We start from the raw sequence: 16,413 nt of genomic DNA, 5'->3' as shown, positions 1-16,413 counted from the left end.
GGGGCAACCCAAAGGTACTAGTACTAGTGTGCTACCTCTGCGTGTACCTTATCTACGCCGTAGGTTTTTCCTTCAGCATGACAGGTCGCGCAAGATTCTACTGGTAGGTTAGGATCTGTCATTGCATCCGCTTCAACTACCGCACCGTTACTTCTAAAGTGAGCGACAGCTGCCGCATCAGAGTGAGCGTGACAGGTACGGCATGATTCAGCTACTGGGCTAATGTAGTAAGCACCGACTTTGATTGAGCGTTTGCCTGAAGTTAAACCGCCGTCAGTTGCAAACAGTTTGGCATTGTCTTTGTGACATGCAGAACATGCAGTTTCTGGTGATGGATAACCTTCTAACTCTCCGTCAGCATTACGGAAGATGCCTTCAATACCATCGAAGTTACCACTGTGGAAACGGTGGGCCACAGTAAATAAGTCTTTGTTACCAAAAGTGACATCTGGATTGACGACCTTAGTACCATCAGCACCTTTGTATGCGACTGTTGGGTGATATGTTGAGCCTGTAGTATCGTTATGGCAGTTCATACACTGGTCGAAGGTATAAGTACCGTGCCTGGTGCCTTTGGCATAATCTAAAGTGCCATGACATGCATTACACTTAGCTTCTTCTACTGTGATACGAGTAGGGTCAGTCATACGGGCTTTAGTGACTGCGCTACCATCAAGACTGTAGAATTTCACTGCAGCTTCGTTACCGATAGGGCTAGTTGGACCAAACTCTAAGCCCGTGGTATTACAGCTAACCACTTTACCCGCTTTGGCACAGAAGTTGGCTTCTGAACCGACGTAGAGAGTGCCCACAGCTTGCGCATCTGGAATATCTTTCATGAAGGTTAATACGCCGCCCGCAAGTGTACCGTTTGCCAAGGTTAGATTGATTGCAGTTGGTTTAACATCGCGCCACGCATAAACAGTGCCATCTGTAGTCACATTACCTAATAGTAGACCGTTAGCGCCCAACATACCTGTTGGATTAGTCGTTGCATTATAGGTGGCAAGACTTGTACCGTCAGCGATTGGTGCGCCATTCATGGTCACATTGGCTTTGATGGTTAAGGTTTTCATGCCTAGAGTGGCAGATGGAGCGACTGCTGCGCTGGTAAAGTCAACTTTGAACAGAGAAGCATACTCAGCACGTTTACCGACACTATGCACCACCGCGGGCGACAAGTTACCTGTGCCGTGGCAAGAGCTACATTGAGTGTCATCTGCTTGAGCTAGACCAAATTCTGAATGGTTTTCACCGGTGGCGAAGTTGACTGTTATATGACAGCCGACACAAGCTTGGGCGTAAACGGTGTTATAGCTAGGTTGGTCTGTAGTATGACAGGTCGTACATTCTTTCAAATCCGATGGGAAACCTAATTCACCGAAGTATTCTTTAGCGTCACCACTGAGATAATCGGCAACATGATGACCCGCATGGATGCGGTGAACCATAGGGCCTAAATCAAATAACCAGCCATCGGCCAATTGCTGCTCATCAGGTTGATTTGCAGGATTATGACAGGCAATACAATTTTCAACACTTTGATAGTTATGGTGGGCTTCAATTTTGGCTATTCTGCCATCGACCGCGCCATGACAGTTGATGCAAGCTGCATCGGTAACCGTATCTTTACCTGATGTTTCGACAATTGCATTGGTTGATGGAATGAAGTTCAGCGGTTCAGATAAAATTTTATCTGAAATACTAGTACCACTAGCATCAGTGATGTTATATGCACGCATAAAGAAACGATGCGCTGCCGTTAAATCATCATTGGCGTTCATTATTGGCGCTGCACCGTCATAGGTCCAGGTACCCGTATAAGTGCCGGGAGAGGCTGGATCTTCAACTAAAGTACAGGCTTTTCCGGTTTGACCGCGTGAAGTGTATTCACCCGTCAGTGTACAGTACATTGATGTACTATTGCCTGCTGCTGCGCCGTTGTTAACCCATTGCAGCGGGGCTCCCGAACCTGAATTATTAACCATGGCGGTCACCGAGTAGAGTGACACCATATCTAACCCAGTAAACGGAACTGCTTTGCCTTGGGCATTTTTGCCTTCAACATTAAACTTAATTTTGAATATCCCAGCACCAGCGATATTGATGTCTTCTGGGGCGATAATAAAGGTCACATCGCCTGCTGAAGCAACAGTATTAACAAAAGATCCCGCAGGGGTTCCCGGTGTACCTGGTGTACCTGGTGTTCCGGGAGTGCCTGGTGTTCCGGGTGTACCTGGTGTGCCAGGTGCCCCATCTTGACCATCGCTTCCGTCCCCGCAGGCGGTAAGACTTAAGGTACTGACGAGAGCCAGTGCCAGTAGAGATTTATTGTAGTTTTTCATCATCGCGTCCCTTTTTCTTTCTATAAGACTGCGTGTGCAGTGCCTCTAATATAGGAGGATTCACCTACTTATAAAGTGGTATTTGCAAGTTTGTATCTGATATGTGAACGATGATTTAACAAACGTGGATGGAAATTCTAAAATTTGCATTTTGATATTTTAAATAATGAAATTCAGCCGGAAAGCCATGATGGCCATCACAATTTTTATTTTTCAACTTGGGCTTCAGTGAAGAATTCATTTTCGGTTAAGCAAAATGCTTGAGGCTAAGATAGCCTAAATCTCAGTAATGGAATTGACGTTTAGATCATCAAAGCACAGGGGAAAAGAGGCGGTAATGTAATCTGAGGATTAGTATTGTTAAGAGATAACATACCAATGAAATTTTGATGTTTTAAACTTCGGCATCTCACTATTTAAACCCCGTTTAACATCGAATCATCGCAATGGTATAAACAAGGTTTAGTGAATGTTATCTCCACGAGCTTGGTTGAGCTGATTGTCTCGCGTTAGCGGGCGTGATCGAGTGCGGCAAGTAAGGAACGCACGACAAGCGCGCTTTGACTCTGACTGTAACGCCGATGAATTGCTGGTTTTTCAATGAGATAATATTGTGGCGCCATCATAGAATCGTGAAGCCTGTTGAGTTCTTTATCATTTAAGCGTGCTAAGTGTAATCCGGGCATATGTTTTACTGTGTGCATATCAATGCTGGAACAGAAAGCCACGCTCTTCATGGTGAGTAAATGGGCGTACCATTCCTCTCGGTCGATAACTTTCTCCACCGCAGGCAGTAAGATACCTTGGCGTTGGCAAAACAATTCTAAGGGGTCAATTTTACTGTTAAAGCCTTTAACTTCTATAAATAGAAATGGATGGCGACAAATTTGCTCTAAGCTAATGTCAGTTTCAATTTGCCACAGAGGATGTTGTTTGGCCGCCACTATGTAGACACCATTGATCGTGCCAAGTTTGGTGTAACTTAATTCTTTATTTTCAGGGCTTTCTAAGGTGATGCCAAAATCCAGTGCACCTGCGTGAATTAACTCTGCGCTATTTTCCTGCCATTTATGTAAACGTATTTGTCCTAATGCTTGGGCGACTTCAGGCGTGCTTAATTGCGGCGCTAAAAAGCTCAATAGTCCATTACAGGCGGCGATATGTAGTGGTAAATCGGCATTGATGGCTGCATTTTGTATCTGAGTTGCAGATTGTTCGAGGTGATAAACTGATTCAGTAAACTGGCAAATCGCCACATACAGGCTTTCTGCTAAAGGAGTGGGTTTTAGCCCCTGTTGTCGGCGATAGAAGAGTTCATCGTTAAAGGTCAGGCGTAATGCGTTGAGACAACGGCTGATTTTCGGTGCAGAAACATCCAACGCTTTGGCGGCACTGTTCGCGTGCCCAGTGTCGAAAATACTTTTAAATACCAGTAAGGTAAAAACATCGAGTTCACAGATTTGTTTGAGTAATGCGTTGCTCATTTTGTATGTTGCCCTATATGAGTCTTAACTATTTTTTGCGGGGTTATTAGGGGCATTCTGTGGCCCTGACTCTGCTCCTTGCTATCCCCCTAACATCGCTATTAGCTGTGAGATTAACAGCAGTCGTGCGGATTAACTGTGATCACTCTCGGCAAAATAACAATTATTTAACCATTGTAAAGAGTGCTATTTCGCAGGCAGTTATTTGGCTGGTAAGGGTTTCGAGTCGGGGTATTAAAAAAATCGAGTAAATAATGCGTTCAAAATACAAGCTCGCCTAAGTGGGTGAGCTTGTGAGCATCATTGATTCGCTGTTTTAGCGAGATTCTATAGCATCGTTTTGTACGTGCGATAAGTTACCATTGGCTGTTACAGGGGAGTGGCCAAATGGTTGGCGCATCTTCTTTAATCCGCATGCCAATAAACTGGCCGCCCTCAAAAATTTGCATTGAAGTGCTCGCCACTTCGCCATCGACAACACCATTGCTATGGATCACTAAGCGTTCACAAATGAGTCTGCCTTTGAAGTGTCCGTCCACGACAAACTCATGGCACTTGACTTCGCCTTGAATCGTACCGCCCTGTTCTATAGTGATATTAGCCTCAGAAAGCAGTTGACCTTGGATATCACCGCCAACAAGCACATCGCCCGTTAATTCAATATTCCCCGTGAGTTTAGTGCCTCGAGAAATAAAACTAAAAGAGGGACTTTTTTTAGGGGGGAAGAACAGTTTTTTTACAAACATCATCATAAATTAACTTAATTCGAGAAGGGATTAACAGAGTTCAATAGAGGCGCGATACTAGCGTAAAATCGATGATATGCACAGCTCTGTATGGGTTAATGTGATGGCTTTGCTGCATTAAGTCGGTCGGGTTATTTCAATGGCCTTGCTAGGACAGGGAGCCACACAGGCGCCGCATCCGGTACAAAGTTCAAGGTCTATTTGCGGACGTGGAGCTTGGCCAATATTGAACTCAAAACTGATGGCTCTAGGCTCACAGGCATCCTTACAACTTTGACACCAGATCCCTTGAAAGGTTAAACAGCTTTTTTGAATATGGGCTTGATACGACCAAGGTATTTGGGCTAAATCGAAGATATTCTCAGGGCATGCCTCAGCGCACAGTGTACAAAAAGTACACTCATTGTCCTTAAAGGACACTTCAGGAAATCCACCATCGCCTTTGATGATGATCTGCGTTTCACACACCTCAATACAGGCTGAACAGCGCGTGCACACATCGGTGAACTCGATATCATCACGCACCCAAGGTGGCCTCAAGGCATTATCTTTACGGCGGCGAAAGAGGTTACGACGACTGTGATTAATACTTTGAGTCATGTTGCTCCTCGAACGGTTGGTTATTTAAAGTGATGGGTGTATTCACAGTGATAAAGAAAAATGGCTTGGGATATTTCCACAAGCCATTCAATTTGTTAGCCGTTGTAACCATTGGGATTGGTCGATTGCCAATGCCAGCTACTGTTGGCCATATCTTCTAGCGTATGTGTTGCTTGCCAGCCAAGATCTTCCCTTGCGTGGGTTGGATCGGCGTAGCAGGCGGCAATATCACCCGGACGACGTGGCGCAATTTGGTAGGCAATGGTGTTACCACAGGCTTTTTCAAAGGCATGAACCATGTCTAAAACACTATATCCTTGGCCTGTGCCTAAGTTATAGGTGACCAGACCCGGTTTAGTGGCCAATTTTGCCAGTGCTTTTAAATGGCCATTGGCTAAATCCACCACATGGATATAGTCACGCACGCCAGTCCCATCATGAGTCGGATAATCATCACCAAACACACTTAAGGCGGCACGTTTACCCACGGCAACCTGCGCAATAAAGGGCATTAAGTTGTTAGGGATATCATTAGGATCTTCGCCGATTAAGCCACTGGCATGGGCGCCAACCGGATTAAAATAACGCAGACGAGCGATATTCCAGCTCGGATCGGCATTGTGTACATCTGCCAGTATATGTTCAACCATCAATTTAGATTGGCCATAGGGATTGGTCGCCCCAGTGGGGAAGTCTTCGGTGATAGGTAAACTTGCAGGATCGCCATACACAGTAGCCGATGAGCTGAAAACGAGATTTTTCACTTTAAACTCCGCCATAACTTGGCAGAGGATAAGAGTTCCTGTGACGTTATTCTCATAATACTTAAGGGGTTTAGCGACGGATTCACCCACTGCTTTTAATCCCGCAAAGTGAATAACGGAATCAATAGCATGATCGTTAAACACTTTTTGTAATAAGGCTTTATTAAGAATATCGCCCTGATAGAAAGTGACCGATTTACCTGTGATCCGCTCGACTCGGTTTAAGGCTTCTATGCTCGAATTAGACAAGTTGTCTAACACAATCACATCGCTGCCTGCATTGAGCAGTTCTACCACAGTGTGAGTGCCAATATAGCCAGCACCACCGGTCACTAAAATCGTCATTACTTCATCCCTTTTACAACGGTTTTTAAATATTGTGCAAAATCTTCACCGATTTCGCTGTGGCGCAGGGCGTATTCAACGTTCGCGCGCATATACCCTTGTTTGTTACCACAGTCGTGACTCTTACCTTCCATGTAGTAAGCATTTACGGTTTCTTGTTTCATTAACATAGCGATTGCATCGGTTAATTGAATTTCATCGCCCGCGCCTGCAGGGGTTTTAGCCAGTAACGGCCAAATGCTGGCAGGTAACACATAACGGCCTACAACGGCTAAGTTAGATGGTGCTTCATCCACGGCTGGCTTCTCAACCAGTTCGACTAATGGTTCTGACTCTCCAGGTTGTAAATCATGGCCATTCACATCAGCAATACCATATTGGTTAACGACATTGTGTGGCACGCCTTCAACCATGATTTGACCCACTTGGGTTTCATCAAACAGGGTAACCATAGCGGCTAAGTTATCGCGGCGCAGATCACAGCTGGCTTCATCGATGATCACATCAGGCAGCAATACTGCAAATGGTGCATCGCCGACGACAGATTTTGCACACAAAATGGCGTGGCCTAACCCCTTCGCCTGAGATTGACGCACGCTGATCACCGTCACGTCTTTAGGACAGATAGATTGTACGGCTTCAAGTAACTGACGTTTAACACGGCGCTCGAGTTGGGCTTCTAATTCGAAACTGGTATCGAAGTGGTTTTCGATAGAGTTTTTACTGGCGTGAGTCACTAAGACAATTTCTTTGATCCCAGCAGCGATAGCTTCACTGACCACGTATTGGATCAATGGTTTATCGACAACCGGTAACATTTCCTTTGGAATCGCTTTGGTCGCTGGAAGCATACGAGTGCCTAGGCCTGCGACAGGAATAACGGCTTTACGAATTTGATGTTGTTTCATTGCGAGCCTTTTAGGTCAAGGAGATGCGGTTAATGGCCAATATTGTAAATGACCTACACAGAAAAGCTATTTACAAACACTAAAAAATTGAGGAAATCTAAGTATTTTAACGGCAAATTCGAGCATAAGTTTTAGCAAAGGTAGCACAGTGGATCTAATCCAGCACCCATGGCGTGCAGCAACAGGGTGATTTTAATGACCTTGTAATATTTGCTTTACGTTTACGTCACTGTGGCGGCACAAGAATAAAGTGTGAGGGAGTTAACAAATTTAAAGCCTTAGATCACTATGGAGCCATGAGTGTTAGCCACCGAGTGAAGACTATGACGAAAGGAACAGAGTACATCGCTCGCAGAGCCGATGACACTGGGTTTATCCATTACCCACAAGAAGAACACGATATTTGGCGTCAGCTTTATGCCCGTCAAGCCGTTAATCTCCCTGGTCGTGCCTGTAAGGAGTATCTGCAAGGGCTCGATGCCTTAGGGATGCCAAAGGATCGCATTCCGCAACTTGCCGAAATTGATACGGTATTACAAGCGACCACTGGTTGGAAAACGGCGGCGGTCCCTGCGCTGATATCCTTCGGCCGTTTTTTCGAACTGCTGGCAAATAAAGAGTTTCCAGTGGCCACTTTTATTCGCCGCAAGGAAGAGTTTGATTACTTGCAAGAGCCAGATATCTTCCACGAGATTTTTGGTCACTGCCCTTTGCTCACCAACCCTTCATTTGCCAATTTCTCTCACATGTATGGGCAGTTAGGTTTACATGCCAGCAAAGAGGAAAGGGTATTTTTAGCGCGTTTGTACTGGTTTACGGTTGAGTTTGGTTTACTACAGCCTAAAGACGGTCCCTTATGTATTTATGGCGGCGGCATTTTAAGCTCGCCCGGTGAAACCTTGTATGCAATGGAAAGTGACGCGCCAGAGCGTCAACCTTTTGATTTATTGAATGTGCTGCGAACCCCATATCGCATCGACATTATGCAGCCGATTTATTATGTGATTGAGCACATTGATATGCTGGATGAAATTGCCAAGATGGATATTATGGCTTATGTCACTAAGGCGCGTCAGTTAGGTTTATTTGCCCCTAAGTTTCCGCCAAAAGCTAAGGCGAGTTAAGTCACGATTCGGTTGATGAGTTGACTCGTTATTTGGCTGGCGTCTAATTTAGCCATCTGATATTGAGTCATGCGATTTAAGCTATTAATAGAAAATGAGTAAAGTGCAACAGAATATCCCTACCAATGTTGCCAACAGGAGTATGTATGACAGCGTTATCGAATATGAAATGTGAAGCGTGCCAAGCCGACGCACCTAAAGTGACCGATGAAGAATTGGCCGAACTTATTCGTATGATCCCCGACTGGGGCGTGCAAGTACGTGACGGCGTAATGCAGCTTGAGCGTGTCTACAAGTTTAAAAACTTTAAACTGGCGATGGCATTCACGAATAAGCTGGCGGATTTAGCGGAAGAAGAATTCCATCATCCAGGTATTTTCACTGAATGGGGCAAAGTAACCGTCACTTGGTGGTCACACTCTATTAAGGGCCTACATAAGAATGACTTCATCATGGCCGCCAAGACAGACCAGTTATTGGTTTAGTTAATTCACCAATTTAATCAGCATCTTAACCTGTTTTTTGATGCTGATTTTTTCTTCCTGTTACAATTCAACTGTAAACTAGGCTTGCCACTTTCTGTTTAACCTTCTAACGTATACGGGCTCTGCTATTTCCCCTCATCGCTGACGTTTTCGTTAAGGTAACGACTTGCCTAGCAAGCGTCATTTTTGTTGTAAAGCTCAAGGCGAAAAATAGCTCTGCACGGTTTATCCCCAAAATTCGAATCAAAAAAGGGAATATCAGTCATTATGCGCTTGGAAGTCAGCTGTCAGGATCGTGTTGGTTTAGCCAAAGATATCTTAGTCGTGTTAGAGCGTTATGGTATAAATTTAATTGCCATTGATGCCAGTAACCAAGGTTTCCTGTACTTACAATTTGCCGAAATCAGTTTTGAAACCTTGAGTGCCTTGATGCCGCAGATCCGCAAAGTGGAAAGTGTCCACGATGTGCGTACTGTGTCGTTTATGCCCTCAGAGCAGGAACATTACGCCCTTAAAACCTTGCTCAAAACCTTACCCGACTCCGTTTTCTCCATCGATGCTAAAGCACGTATTCGTATCGTTAACGAGTCCGCCTTGCTCAATATCGGCATGGGCGAGCACGAAGTGCTCGAAGAGTCGCTCAATCATTGGGTGCAAGGTTTTAATTTCAGCCGTTGGTTGAGTGAAAGCCAAGTCTTACCGCAAGCGGCGAGGGTACAAATCGGCCCAAACGAATATCTAGCCGAAATGCTGCCGATTTACCTGCCAGATGAAGATGAAAAAACAATCTTAGTTGGCGCAGTGGTGTCGCTAAAATCCCCCGCGCGGGTTGGAAAGCAGTTTAACGCGCTGCAGAATCAAACCACTGGCTTTGAAAATGTATTAGCCAGCAGTGACAAAATGAAGGAAGTGCTAAAGCAAGCGCGGCGTATGGCCCAGCTCGATGCGCCTTTATTGATCACAGGTGAAACGGGTACTGGCAAAGAATTAATGGCCAGAGCCAGCCACGATGGCAGCATGCGCCGCGAGAAACCCTTTATCGCCATCAACTGCGCCGCTCTGCCCGACAGCGCCGCCGAAGAAGAATTATTCGGTTATGTCAGCCAAGGTAAAGTCGTTAAAAGGGGTTTCTTTGAAGAAGCCAAGGGCGGCACAGTATTTCTCGATGAAGTTGCGGAAATGTCCAAGGCCGCCCAAGTTAAGCTGCTTCGGCTATTGCAAGATGGTACCTTTAGACGTATTGGCGGCGATGAAGAAGTCCGTGCCGATGTGCGGATCATCTGCTCAACCCAGAAGAATTTAGCCGAACTGTGTCAAACCGGTGCGTTTAGGGAAGATTTATACTATCGCATCCATGTACTGAGTTATCACATTCCGTCACTGCGCGAGCGTAAAGTCGATATCATTCCTCTGACGGAAATGTTCCTCGAACATTACAGCCAACAGTTGTCTAGCCCAGTGCGGCGGATTTCGGCCCAGTGCCGTGATCATTTGCTCACCTACGCTTGGCCAGGTAACGTACGCCAATTAAAGAACGCAGTATTTAGAGCTGTGTCTATGTGGGACGGTTCGGCCGAGTTAACGGTAGAGCAATTAAAACTGCCATCCTACGCCGAAGGTTTTGGTTACTTTGACAATGAGTTTGAAGGCAATCTCGACGATGCGATGAAGCAGTTTGAAGCGAGTCTGTTGCGTCGGTTATATCCTGCCTATCCGAGCACTCGGCAGTTAGCGAAAAAGCTCGGGGTGTCGCACACCGCTATTGCCAATAAGCTGCGTGAATACAAGATAGCCAAGCGTCGTTAAGCCGTGGCCTGCTGGCTTGACGCGATAGATGTAACAATATCGTTCCACTTAGTTGCTGACTTTTCAGGCATATTGCTTACCGAGATATTGATAAGCGGCAACTAGGTTATAAACGTAATGATTAGTTTACGAAATGTGAAATAATTGACCCAAATGTGATTTGGGTCACGCTATAGGAATCTGCGTCAGCTTCGGGTATTTCTACGCGCAACAAATACGTTAAAGCAAGCAAAAGGGCATGCCTTTGTTGGCGCGGACTGCGTTACGTGTGCGCCCTTAATGAGTCAAAAAGTCCGAGTAAAATCGCCGAATATAAGCTGGATGACGCCGCGCGTTTTCCAGCACAATAAAATTGTACGCCTAGCCTTAGAAGCACTGGAGCCAATATGAAACTTGCAAGTTATAACAATGGTCGCCGCGATGGTCAGTTGATGTTAGTTAGCCGCGATCTCACTAAAACGGTTGCCGTTCCTGCCATTGCTCACACTATGCAGCAATTACTCGACGGTTGGGATTTACTGAAACCGCAATTGCAAGAATTGTACGACGCGTTAAATGAAGGCATGTTAGATAACGCGCAAGCGTTCGATGAAGCTAAGTGTTTGTCGCCACTACCGCGTGCTTATCAATGGGCCGATGGCAGTGCTTATGTGAATCACGTTGAGCTAGTCCGTAAGGCTCGCGGCGCTGAAATGCCTGAAACCTTCTGGACAGATCCGCTGTTCTATCAAGGTGGGTCAGACAGTTTTATTGCCCCTAAAGCCGATATTCCACTGGCGAGTGAAGACTGGGGTATCGATTTCGAATCTGAAATCGCGATCATCACCGATGATGTGCCTATGGGCGTGAGCAGCGACAATGCGGCTAAGCACATTAAATTGTTGATGTTAGTCAACGATGTGTCGCTGCGTAACTTAATCCCTGGTGAGTTGGCAAAAGGCTTTGGCTTCTTCCAATCTAAGCCATCGAGCAGTTTTTCACCTGTGGCAGTGACGCCGGATGAACTGGGCGCCAGTTGGGAAGATTCTAAAGTGCATTTACCGTTGATCACCCATTTAAACGGTGAGTTATTTGGTCGTCCGAATGCGGGCGTCGATATGACCTTTAATTTCAGCCAGTTAGTTTCACATGTGGCGAAAACCCGTCCATTGGGCGCAGGCGCGATTATTGGCTCTGGTACTATTTCTAACTATGACCGTAGCGCAGGCTCTAGCTGCTTAGCGGAAAAACGTATGTTAGAAGTGATTGCCGAAGGCAAAGCCACTACACCATTTATGCGTTTTGGCGACACTGTTCGCATCGAAATGCTTGATGACAACAATGTAACGATTTTCGGTTCTATCGATCAAAAAGTGGTTGAATACAAAGCCTAAAGCTTTCCCTTAAAGGGCACATCGACTCAAACTAACGGGGCTTAATTGCCCCGTTTTTATACTGACTTTTATAAGGATATGAAAATATGAAACTTTATGGTTATTGGCGCTCAAGCGCGGCGTACCGAGTTCGCATCGCCCTCAATCTTAAGGGGATTTCAGCCGAGCAGTTGTCAGTGCATCTTGTACGTGATGGCGGCGAGCAGCATAAAGCGGCTTATACTGCACTAAATCCGCTCGAGTTAGTGCCAACCTTAACGTTGGATGATGAGTTGGATATGGATGCTTTGTCGCAATCCTTAGCCATTATTGAATATCTCGATGAAATACATCCACAAACCCCATTATTGCCTGCATCGGCTCTTGAACGTGCCCATGTGCGCGCCATGGCGCTCACGGTAGCCTGTGAAATTCATCCATTAAACAACTTGCGGGTATTACAGTATTTAACCCAAACCTTAGGGGTCGATGAAGCGGCTAAAAATACTTGGTATCACCACTGGGTTGCGAGTGGTTTTGCAGCCTTAGAAACATTGTTGATTAGGCACAGTGGTCGTTATTGCTTTGGAGATACAGTGACATTAGCCGACTTATGTTTAGTGCCGCAGGTGTATAACGCCCAGCGTTTTAATGTAGATTTAACGCCTTATCCCAATATCATGCGCGTGTGGGCTGAGTGTAATCAGCTTGAAGCCTTTGCCGATGCGGCCCCAGAGCGCCAAGCGGATGCGGTGTAACGAATCGTACTGATGAAGTGTTTACAAATAGTAAAGAATGGATCATGAGGCTTGCTTTGCAAGTCTTATCTTAGTGATGGGATTTTAATGCTTTTCAGTAAAAAATGTCCGTATTGCAAAGGTAAACTCGGCGCTAAGGATGTGCCGATTAAGGAAGGACGCTGCTGCCACTGTGATAAGCCAATACGGTACAAACTCAATGTAATAAAATGGATGCTACTGTTCATGCCCATCTTTACTGTTAGCGTTAATTTGCTAGACAAAGATGTCTATGGGTTTTGGATTTGTTTTGCGGTAATGGTACCTATTTATAGTCTCGTTTCTCTACTCTGTCATGGGGTCGTAAAGTGCTCAGAAACCGATGAAGAAGTGGAGTAAGCCGAATGTCATTTCCGTGTTTATATCTGACATTGAAGCGGACGATTATGTTAAGAGTAATGTTATGAATGATGCGATGAGTGAAGCAGAACTAAAGCATCAATTACTCGAATGGATAGCTCAAGACTGCGAGCGGGTGAGGGCGCTTGAATTTGCGCTTCAATGCGCCAGAATACACTCAATGCCGCAGTGGTGCCTTGCGGCGGGATTTGTCCGTAATCTAGTCTGGGATCGCTTGCACGGATTTGAGTTGAGTCCACTGAATGATATCGATCTGATCTATTTTTGCCCGTTAGATATCAGTCCCGAGCGGGATTTGGCAATTGAAACCTATCTCAATCAGCTTGTCCCTGAGTTACCTTGGTCGGTGAAGAATCAGGCGCGCATGCATGTTCGAAATCAAGACATGGCTTACACATCTTGTGTTGATGCTATGTCCTATTGGCCAGAGCTTGAAACCGCAATCGGGGTAAGCTATCAAGCTGTCGATACAGAATCTGATGATCAGACTCAGATAAAGACTGAGACTCAGACTTGTGTTGGGATGAAAAATCATCCCGCGTCTTGTGATATTGAGCTGGTGGCTCCCTTTGGGCTGAACTCCTTGTTTGCACTCAAACTGAGTGCTAATCCAAAGCGGGCATTACCTGTGTTTGATCACAGAGTCGCGACTAAGGGTTGGCTTACTCGGTATCCTTTGCTTGAGTGTTGCCGCAAAAGCTGATTTTCTCATTCACCCATTTTATCTCTCACTCACTCCTAAACAGACTCAAGCATCTGACTCAATTCGTCCCATGTAATTTAGCGACTCAATATAGCGATTCAATTGAGTTACTCACTAATTAAGACCGCTAACAGTATGGGTATCATCCTTAAGCCGTTTAGGTTCGGCTGTTGTCTGCTTCTATTCTTCCTCATCTAGTCCGATCAATTTGAACTTAATGGCCAAATCCCCCTCAGCTAAGTGCTTTTTATTGTTACTTAAATGTTTATTTTACTAATGTTCTCTACCTCTTGCTGTAGTCATTAGTGATGACTAATAAAGAACTTAGCTCACAGAAAACAAAGGTGTACTGTCGATAAATGTTTGAATTTCGTGATTCAGCTCCCATGTGCAGTGCCTAGAAATGAGTATTGCTCATTCACTTTGATTTGGATCAATAAAGTGGTCGCACTTCTCTGGCAGTGTAAGCGTCAATTGTTAAGGATGTAATTTAAAACAAAAACCTATGTTGTACATATGGAGTATGATGATGAATAAAAACACTGTTTCTACACTGATCGCTGCCACCCTTTTAGCTGCTGGTTTTTCTGCTTCTGTATCGGCTCACCAAGCAGGCGACATTATCGTTCGTGCGGGTGCTGTGGTTGTTGCGCCAAATGAATCAAGTGATGATGTTGCGGGTAACGGCGAGTTCCAAATCAGCAATAACACTCAAGTGGGTTTAAACTTCGGTTATATGTTGACAGATAACTTTGGGGTTGAGTTATTAGCTGCCACACCTTTTAGCCACGATGTTTCTTTAAAAGGTGTAGGTAAGATTGCCGAAACTAAACATTTGCCACCCACTTTAGTGGCGCAGTACTATTTTGGTGATGCGCAATCTAAATTACGTCCATACGTGGGTGTCGGTGTTAACTATACTAATTTCTTCGACAATGAGTTCACCAATGATTTAGGTGGTGCGTTAACTGACTTAAGCATGACCACGTCTTGGGGCTTAGCGGCACAAGCGGGTGTTGACTATCAGGTTAACAAAAACTGGTTAGTGAACGCTTCTGTGTGGTACGCGCAAATTAGCAGTGACGTGAAATTTAAATTAGCGGGCGACACTGTAGTTATCGACACTGATATCAACCCATGGGTTTATATGGTCAGCGTGGGTTACACTTTCTAATCCACTGATTAGATAAGCGTAAAAAAGGAGCCTTAGGCTCCTTTTTCGTTTCTGCACTTTTTATCGCGCATGTTCCACTCAGGTTAAGCCGACTTAGCGCTTTGGCTTTTTAGCCTTCCAGTGGCGAGTGTTATAGATAAATTCGGGTAATAATACGGTGAGCCAAGCGACGAGGCGCCAGCGTTTGGTCACATAGACGCGGCGTTTGCCTTGCTTCATTGCTTTGATGATCTGTGCTGCAACGTGCGGTAATGGGGCAAGCCACATTGCATTTTGTTGCATGGCGGCTTTGTCGAGTAAACCGAGTTGGATATCGGTAATCGTAATGGGTAACTTGAGGCGCTGGGCGTGCATACATAAGCCCTCAAGGTAATTCTGCCCAAAGGCCTTTGAGGCGTGATAGGCCACACTTGGGCCACCGCGCAAACCTGCGATAGAGTTTATTGCCGCCAGTTGTCCATAACCTTGCTCGCGAAATAGTCTAAATGCCGTATTGCAGATTGCGGCGAAACCTCGCACATTGACATCGATAATGTCTTGCTCTGGCAGCCAAGGCAGCTCAGGATCATAACTATTGAGGCCTGTATTGACTAAGACTAAGTGCGCACCGCCCAGACTCTGCCAGACGGATTCAAGTTGAGTGATAATGGCTTGAGGCTGTTCAATTTGAAGTGAAAATACTTGTACTTTTGTTGGCAAGGATAAGGCAAAATCGCGGAGTGATTCTGGATCTTGGGCGAATAAGACTAATTCAACCTGTTGATCTGCCAATTGCTTTGCAATTTCACGACTTAATTGTGAGCTAGCTCCCACAATTATTGCAGTTGCTTGGGTCATAGGTTTTTCGGCAGCGAAATGGTGGCTTATGATAGGAAGATATGTTCGCCAAGACAAGATTTATAGCTTGGGCGTATGGACATCTAGAAGTCTTTATGTATGATTAGGAGAAACAAAATGAACAAATGGTTGCGTTTAAGCGCGTTGAGATTAACCGCTTTAGCATTAATGGCGCTAATGGGTGTGTTATCGGGTTGTGCGACACCCAATGCTATCGTGGAGATAAAAGGCGAGACCTTGTATCGCGAACGGATTGCTCTGCCCGCCGAGGCTAAGGTCGTAGTGCAATTGCTCGATGTCTCAAAAATGGATGTGCCAGCCATAGTGATGGCGGAGCGTGTACAACAAGGTGCAGCAACACCCACGCCATTTAGTTTTGCGATTGGCAGCGATCAGTTCCAACCTGGGCACACTTATGCCATAGGTGCACGGATAATGCTCGGTGATAAGTTATTGTTTATTAATACTCAAGCCTATCATATTGACCTCAATTCGACTGAGCCAATGACGATACTGCTAGAGAAAGTCGGTGGCTAGTTAGCCCGCTCAGAAGTGAGCTGACATACGCGCCGAATCCGTTGGT

Annotated in this window: 15 protein-coding genes and 1 pseudogene; 8 read left to right on the top strand and 8 right to left on the bottom strand. The window is 45.4% G+C overall.

The features are described from left to right. Positions 1-23: 23 nt before the first annotated feature. The 6 genes and pseudogenes from Q4Q46_RS00225 to galU all read right to left on the bottom strand — a co-directional run bounded on the left by Q4Q46_RS00225 (position 24) and on the right by galU (position 7,192). On the bottom strand, positions 24-2,348 hold the full coding sequence (locus Q4Q46_RS00225) for an OmcA/MtrC family decaheme c-type cytochrome (protein WP_311904939.1): 2,325 nt from the start codon (positions 2,346-2,348) through the stop codon (positions 24-26). 506 nt (positions 2,349-2,854) lie between these two features. After that, complete coding sequence (locus Q4Q46_RS00220) at positions 2,855-3,829, bottom strand: LysR family transcriptional regulator (RefSeq protein WP_311904938.1); 975 nt, start codon at positions 3,827-3,829, stop codon at positions 2,855-2,857. Between the two features lie 316 nt (positions 3,830-4,145). Then, positions 4,146-4,581 (bottom strand): annotated as a pseudogene (locus tag Q4Q46_RS00215) (bactofilin family protein). A 111-nt stretch (positions 4,582-4,692) separates the two neighbouring features. Next, positions 4,693-5,175 (bottom strand): ferredoxin-type protein NapF, encoded by a 483-nt coding sequence (gene napF / locus Q4Q46_RS00210; RefSeq protein ID WP_311904937.1) that lies wholly within the window; start codon positions 5,173-5,175, stop codon positions 4,693-4,695. Positions 5,176-5,270: 95 nt separating this feature from the next. Next, positions 5,271-6,284 carry a UDP-glucose 4-epimerase GalE gene (galE, locus tag Q4Q46_RS00205; RefSeq protein ID WP_107946977.1) on the bottom strand — a complete coding sequence of 338 codons (1,014 nt, stop codon included), beginning with the start codon at positions 6,282-6,284 and terminating at the stop codon, positions 5,271-5,273. After that, positions 6,284-7,192: a UTP--glucose-1-phosphate uridylyltransferase GalU gene (gene galU / locus Q4Q46_RS00200; RefSeq protein ID WP_311904936.1), complete on the bottom strand. Its 909-nt coding sequence runs from the start codon at positions 7,190-7,192 to the stop codon at positions 6,284-6,286. Before galU ends, galE begins: the two co-directional genes overlap by 1 nt. Positions 7,193-7,515: 323 nt before the next feature. Between galU and phhA the strand changes: the two genes are divergently transcribed. The 5 genes from phhA to maiA all read left to right on the top strand — a co-directional run bounded on the left by phhA (position 7,516) and on the right by maiA (position 12,717). Continuing rightward, positions 7,516-8,316 (top strand): phenylalanine 4-monooxygenase, encoded by an 801-nt coding sequence (gene phhA / locus Q4Q46_RS00195; protein ID WP_311904935.1) that lies wholly within the window; start codon positions 7,516-7,518, stop codon positions 8,314-8,316. Positions 8,317-8,462: 146 nt separating this feature from the next. Further along, positions 8,463-8,801 carry a 4a-hydroxytetrahydrobiopterin dehydratase gene (locus Q4Q46_RS00190; protein ID WP_006081014.1) on the top strand — a complete coding sequence of 113 codons (339 nt, stop codon included), beginning with the start codon at positions 8,463-8,465 and terminating at the stop codon, positions 8,799-8,801. A 267-nt stretch (positions 8,802-9,068) separates the two neighbouring features. Then, positions 9,069-10,607 carry a transcriptional regulator TyrR gene (gene tyrR, locus Q4Q46_RS00185; protein WP_311904934.1) on the top strand — a complete coding sequence of 513 codons (1,539 nt, stop codon included), beginning with the start codon at positions 9,069-9,071 and terminating at the stop codon, positions 10,605-10,607. 386 nt (positions 10,608-10,993) lie between these two features. After that, the gene (locus Q4Q46_RS00180) at positions 10,994-11,980 is read left to right on the top strand and encodes a fumarylacetoacetate hydrolase family protein (protein ID WP_261272131.1); all 987 of its coding nucleotides are present in this window, start codon (positions 10,994-10,996) and stop codon (positions 11,978-11,980) included. An 86-nt stretch (positions 11,981-12,066) separates the two neighbouring features. Beyond that, positions 12,067-12,717 (top strand): maleylacetoacetate isomerase, encoded by a 651-nt coding sequence (gene maiA / locus Q4Q46_RS00175; protein WP_106650053.1) that lies wholly within the window; start codon positions 12,067-12,069, stop codon positions 12,715-12,717. Positions 12,718-12,782: 65 nt separating this feature from the next. Here the strand turns inward: maiA and Q4Q46_RS00170 are convergent, their stop codons facing one another. After that, positions 12,783-12,944, bottom strand: coding sequence for a hypothetical protein (locus Q4Q46_RS00170; RefSeq protein ID WP_311904933.1), 162 nt, complete (start codon positions 12,942-12,944; stop codon positions 12,783-12,785). 215 nt (positions 12,945-13,159) lie between these two features. Between Q4Q46_RS00170 and Q4Q46_RS00165 the strand changes: the two genes are divergently transcribed. Both Q4Q46_RS00165 and ompW read left to right on the top strand, forming a co-directional pair. Further along, positions 13,160-13,819, top strand: coding sequence for a nucleotidyltransferase family protein (locus Q4Q46_RS00165; protein WP_300483925.1), 660 nt, complete (start codon positions 13,160-13,162; stop codon positions 13,817-13,819). Between the two features lie 526 nt (positions 13,820-14,345). Continuing rightward, a complete protein-coding gene (gene ompW / locus Q4Q46_RS00160) occupies positions 14,346-14,993 on the top strand; it encodes an outer membrane protein OmpW (protein WP_300483923.1) in 648 nt (215 codons plus the stop codon). A gap of 93 nt (positions 14,994-15,086) precedes the next feature. Here ompW and Q4Q46_RS00155 read toward each other — a convergent pair whose 3' ends face one another. Further along, the gene (locus Q4Q46_RS00155; protein WP_107946982.1) at positions 15,087-15,830 is read right to left on the bottom strand and encodes an SDR family NAD(P)-dependent oxidoreductase; all 744 of its coding nucleotides are present in this window, start codon (positions 15,828-15,830) and stop codon (positions 15,087-15,089) included. A gap of 117 nt (positions 15,831-15,947) precedes the next feature. Here Q4Q46_RS00155 and Q4Q46_RS00150 point away from each other — a divergent pair, with 117 nt between their 5' ends. Next, positions 15,948-16,367, top strand: coding sequence for a YbaY family lipoprotein (locus Q4Q46_RS00150; protein WP_006081022.1), 420 nt, complete (start codon positions 15,948-15,950; stop codon positions 16,365-16,367). Positions 16,368-16,413 lie beyond the last annotated feature (46 nt).

Origin of the sequence: Shewanella vaxholmensis (assembly GCF_031932135.1) — a bacterium.
Classification (GTDB): Bacteria; Pseudomonadota; Gammaproteobacteria; order Enterobacterales; family Shewanellaceae; genus Shewanella; species Shewanella hafniensis.
This window is presented reverse-complemented; position numbering and strand designations above follow the sequence as displayed.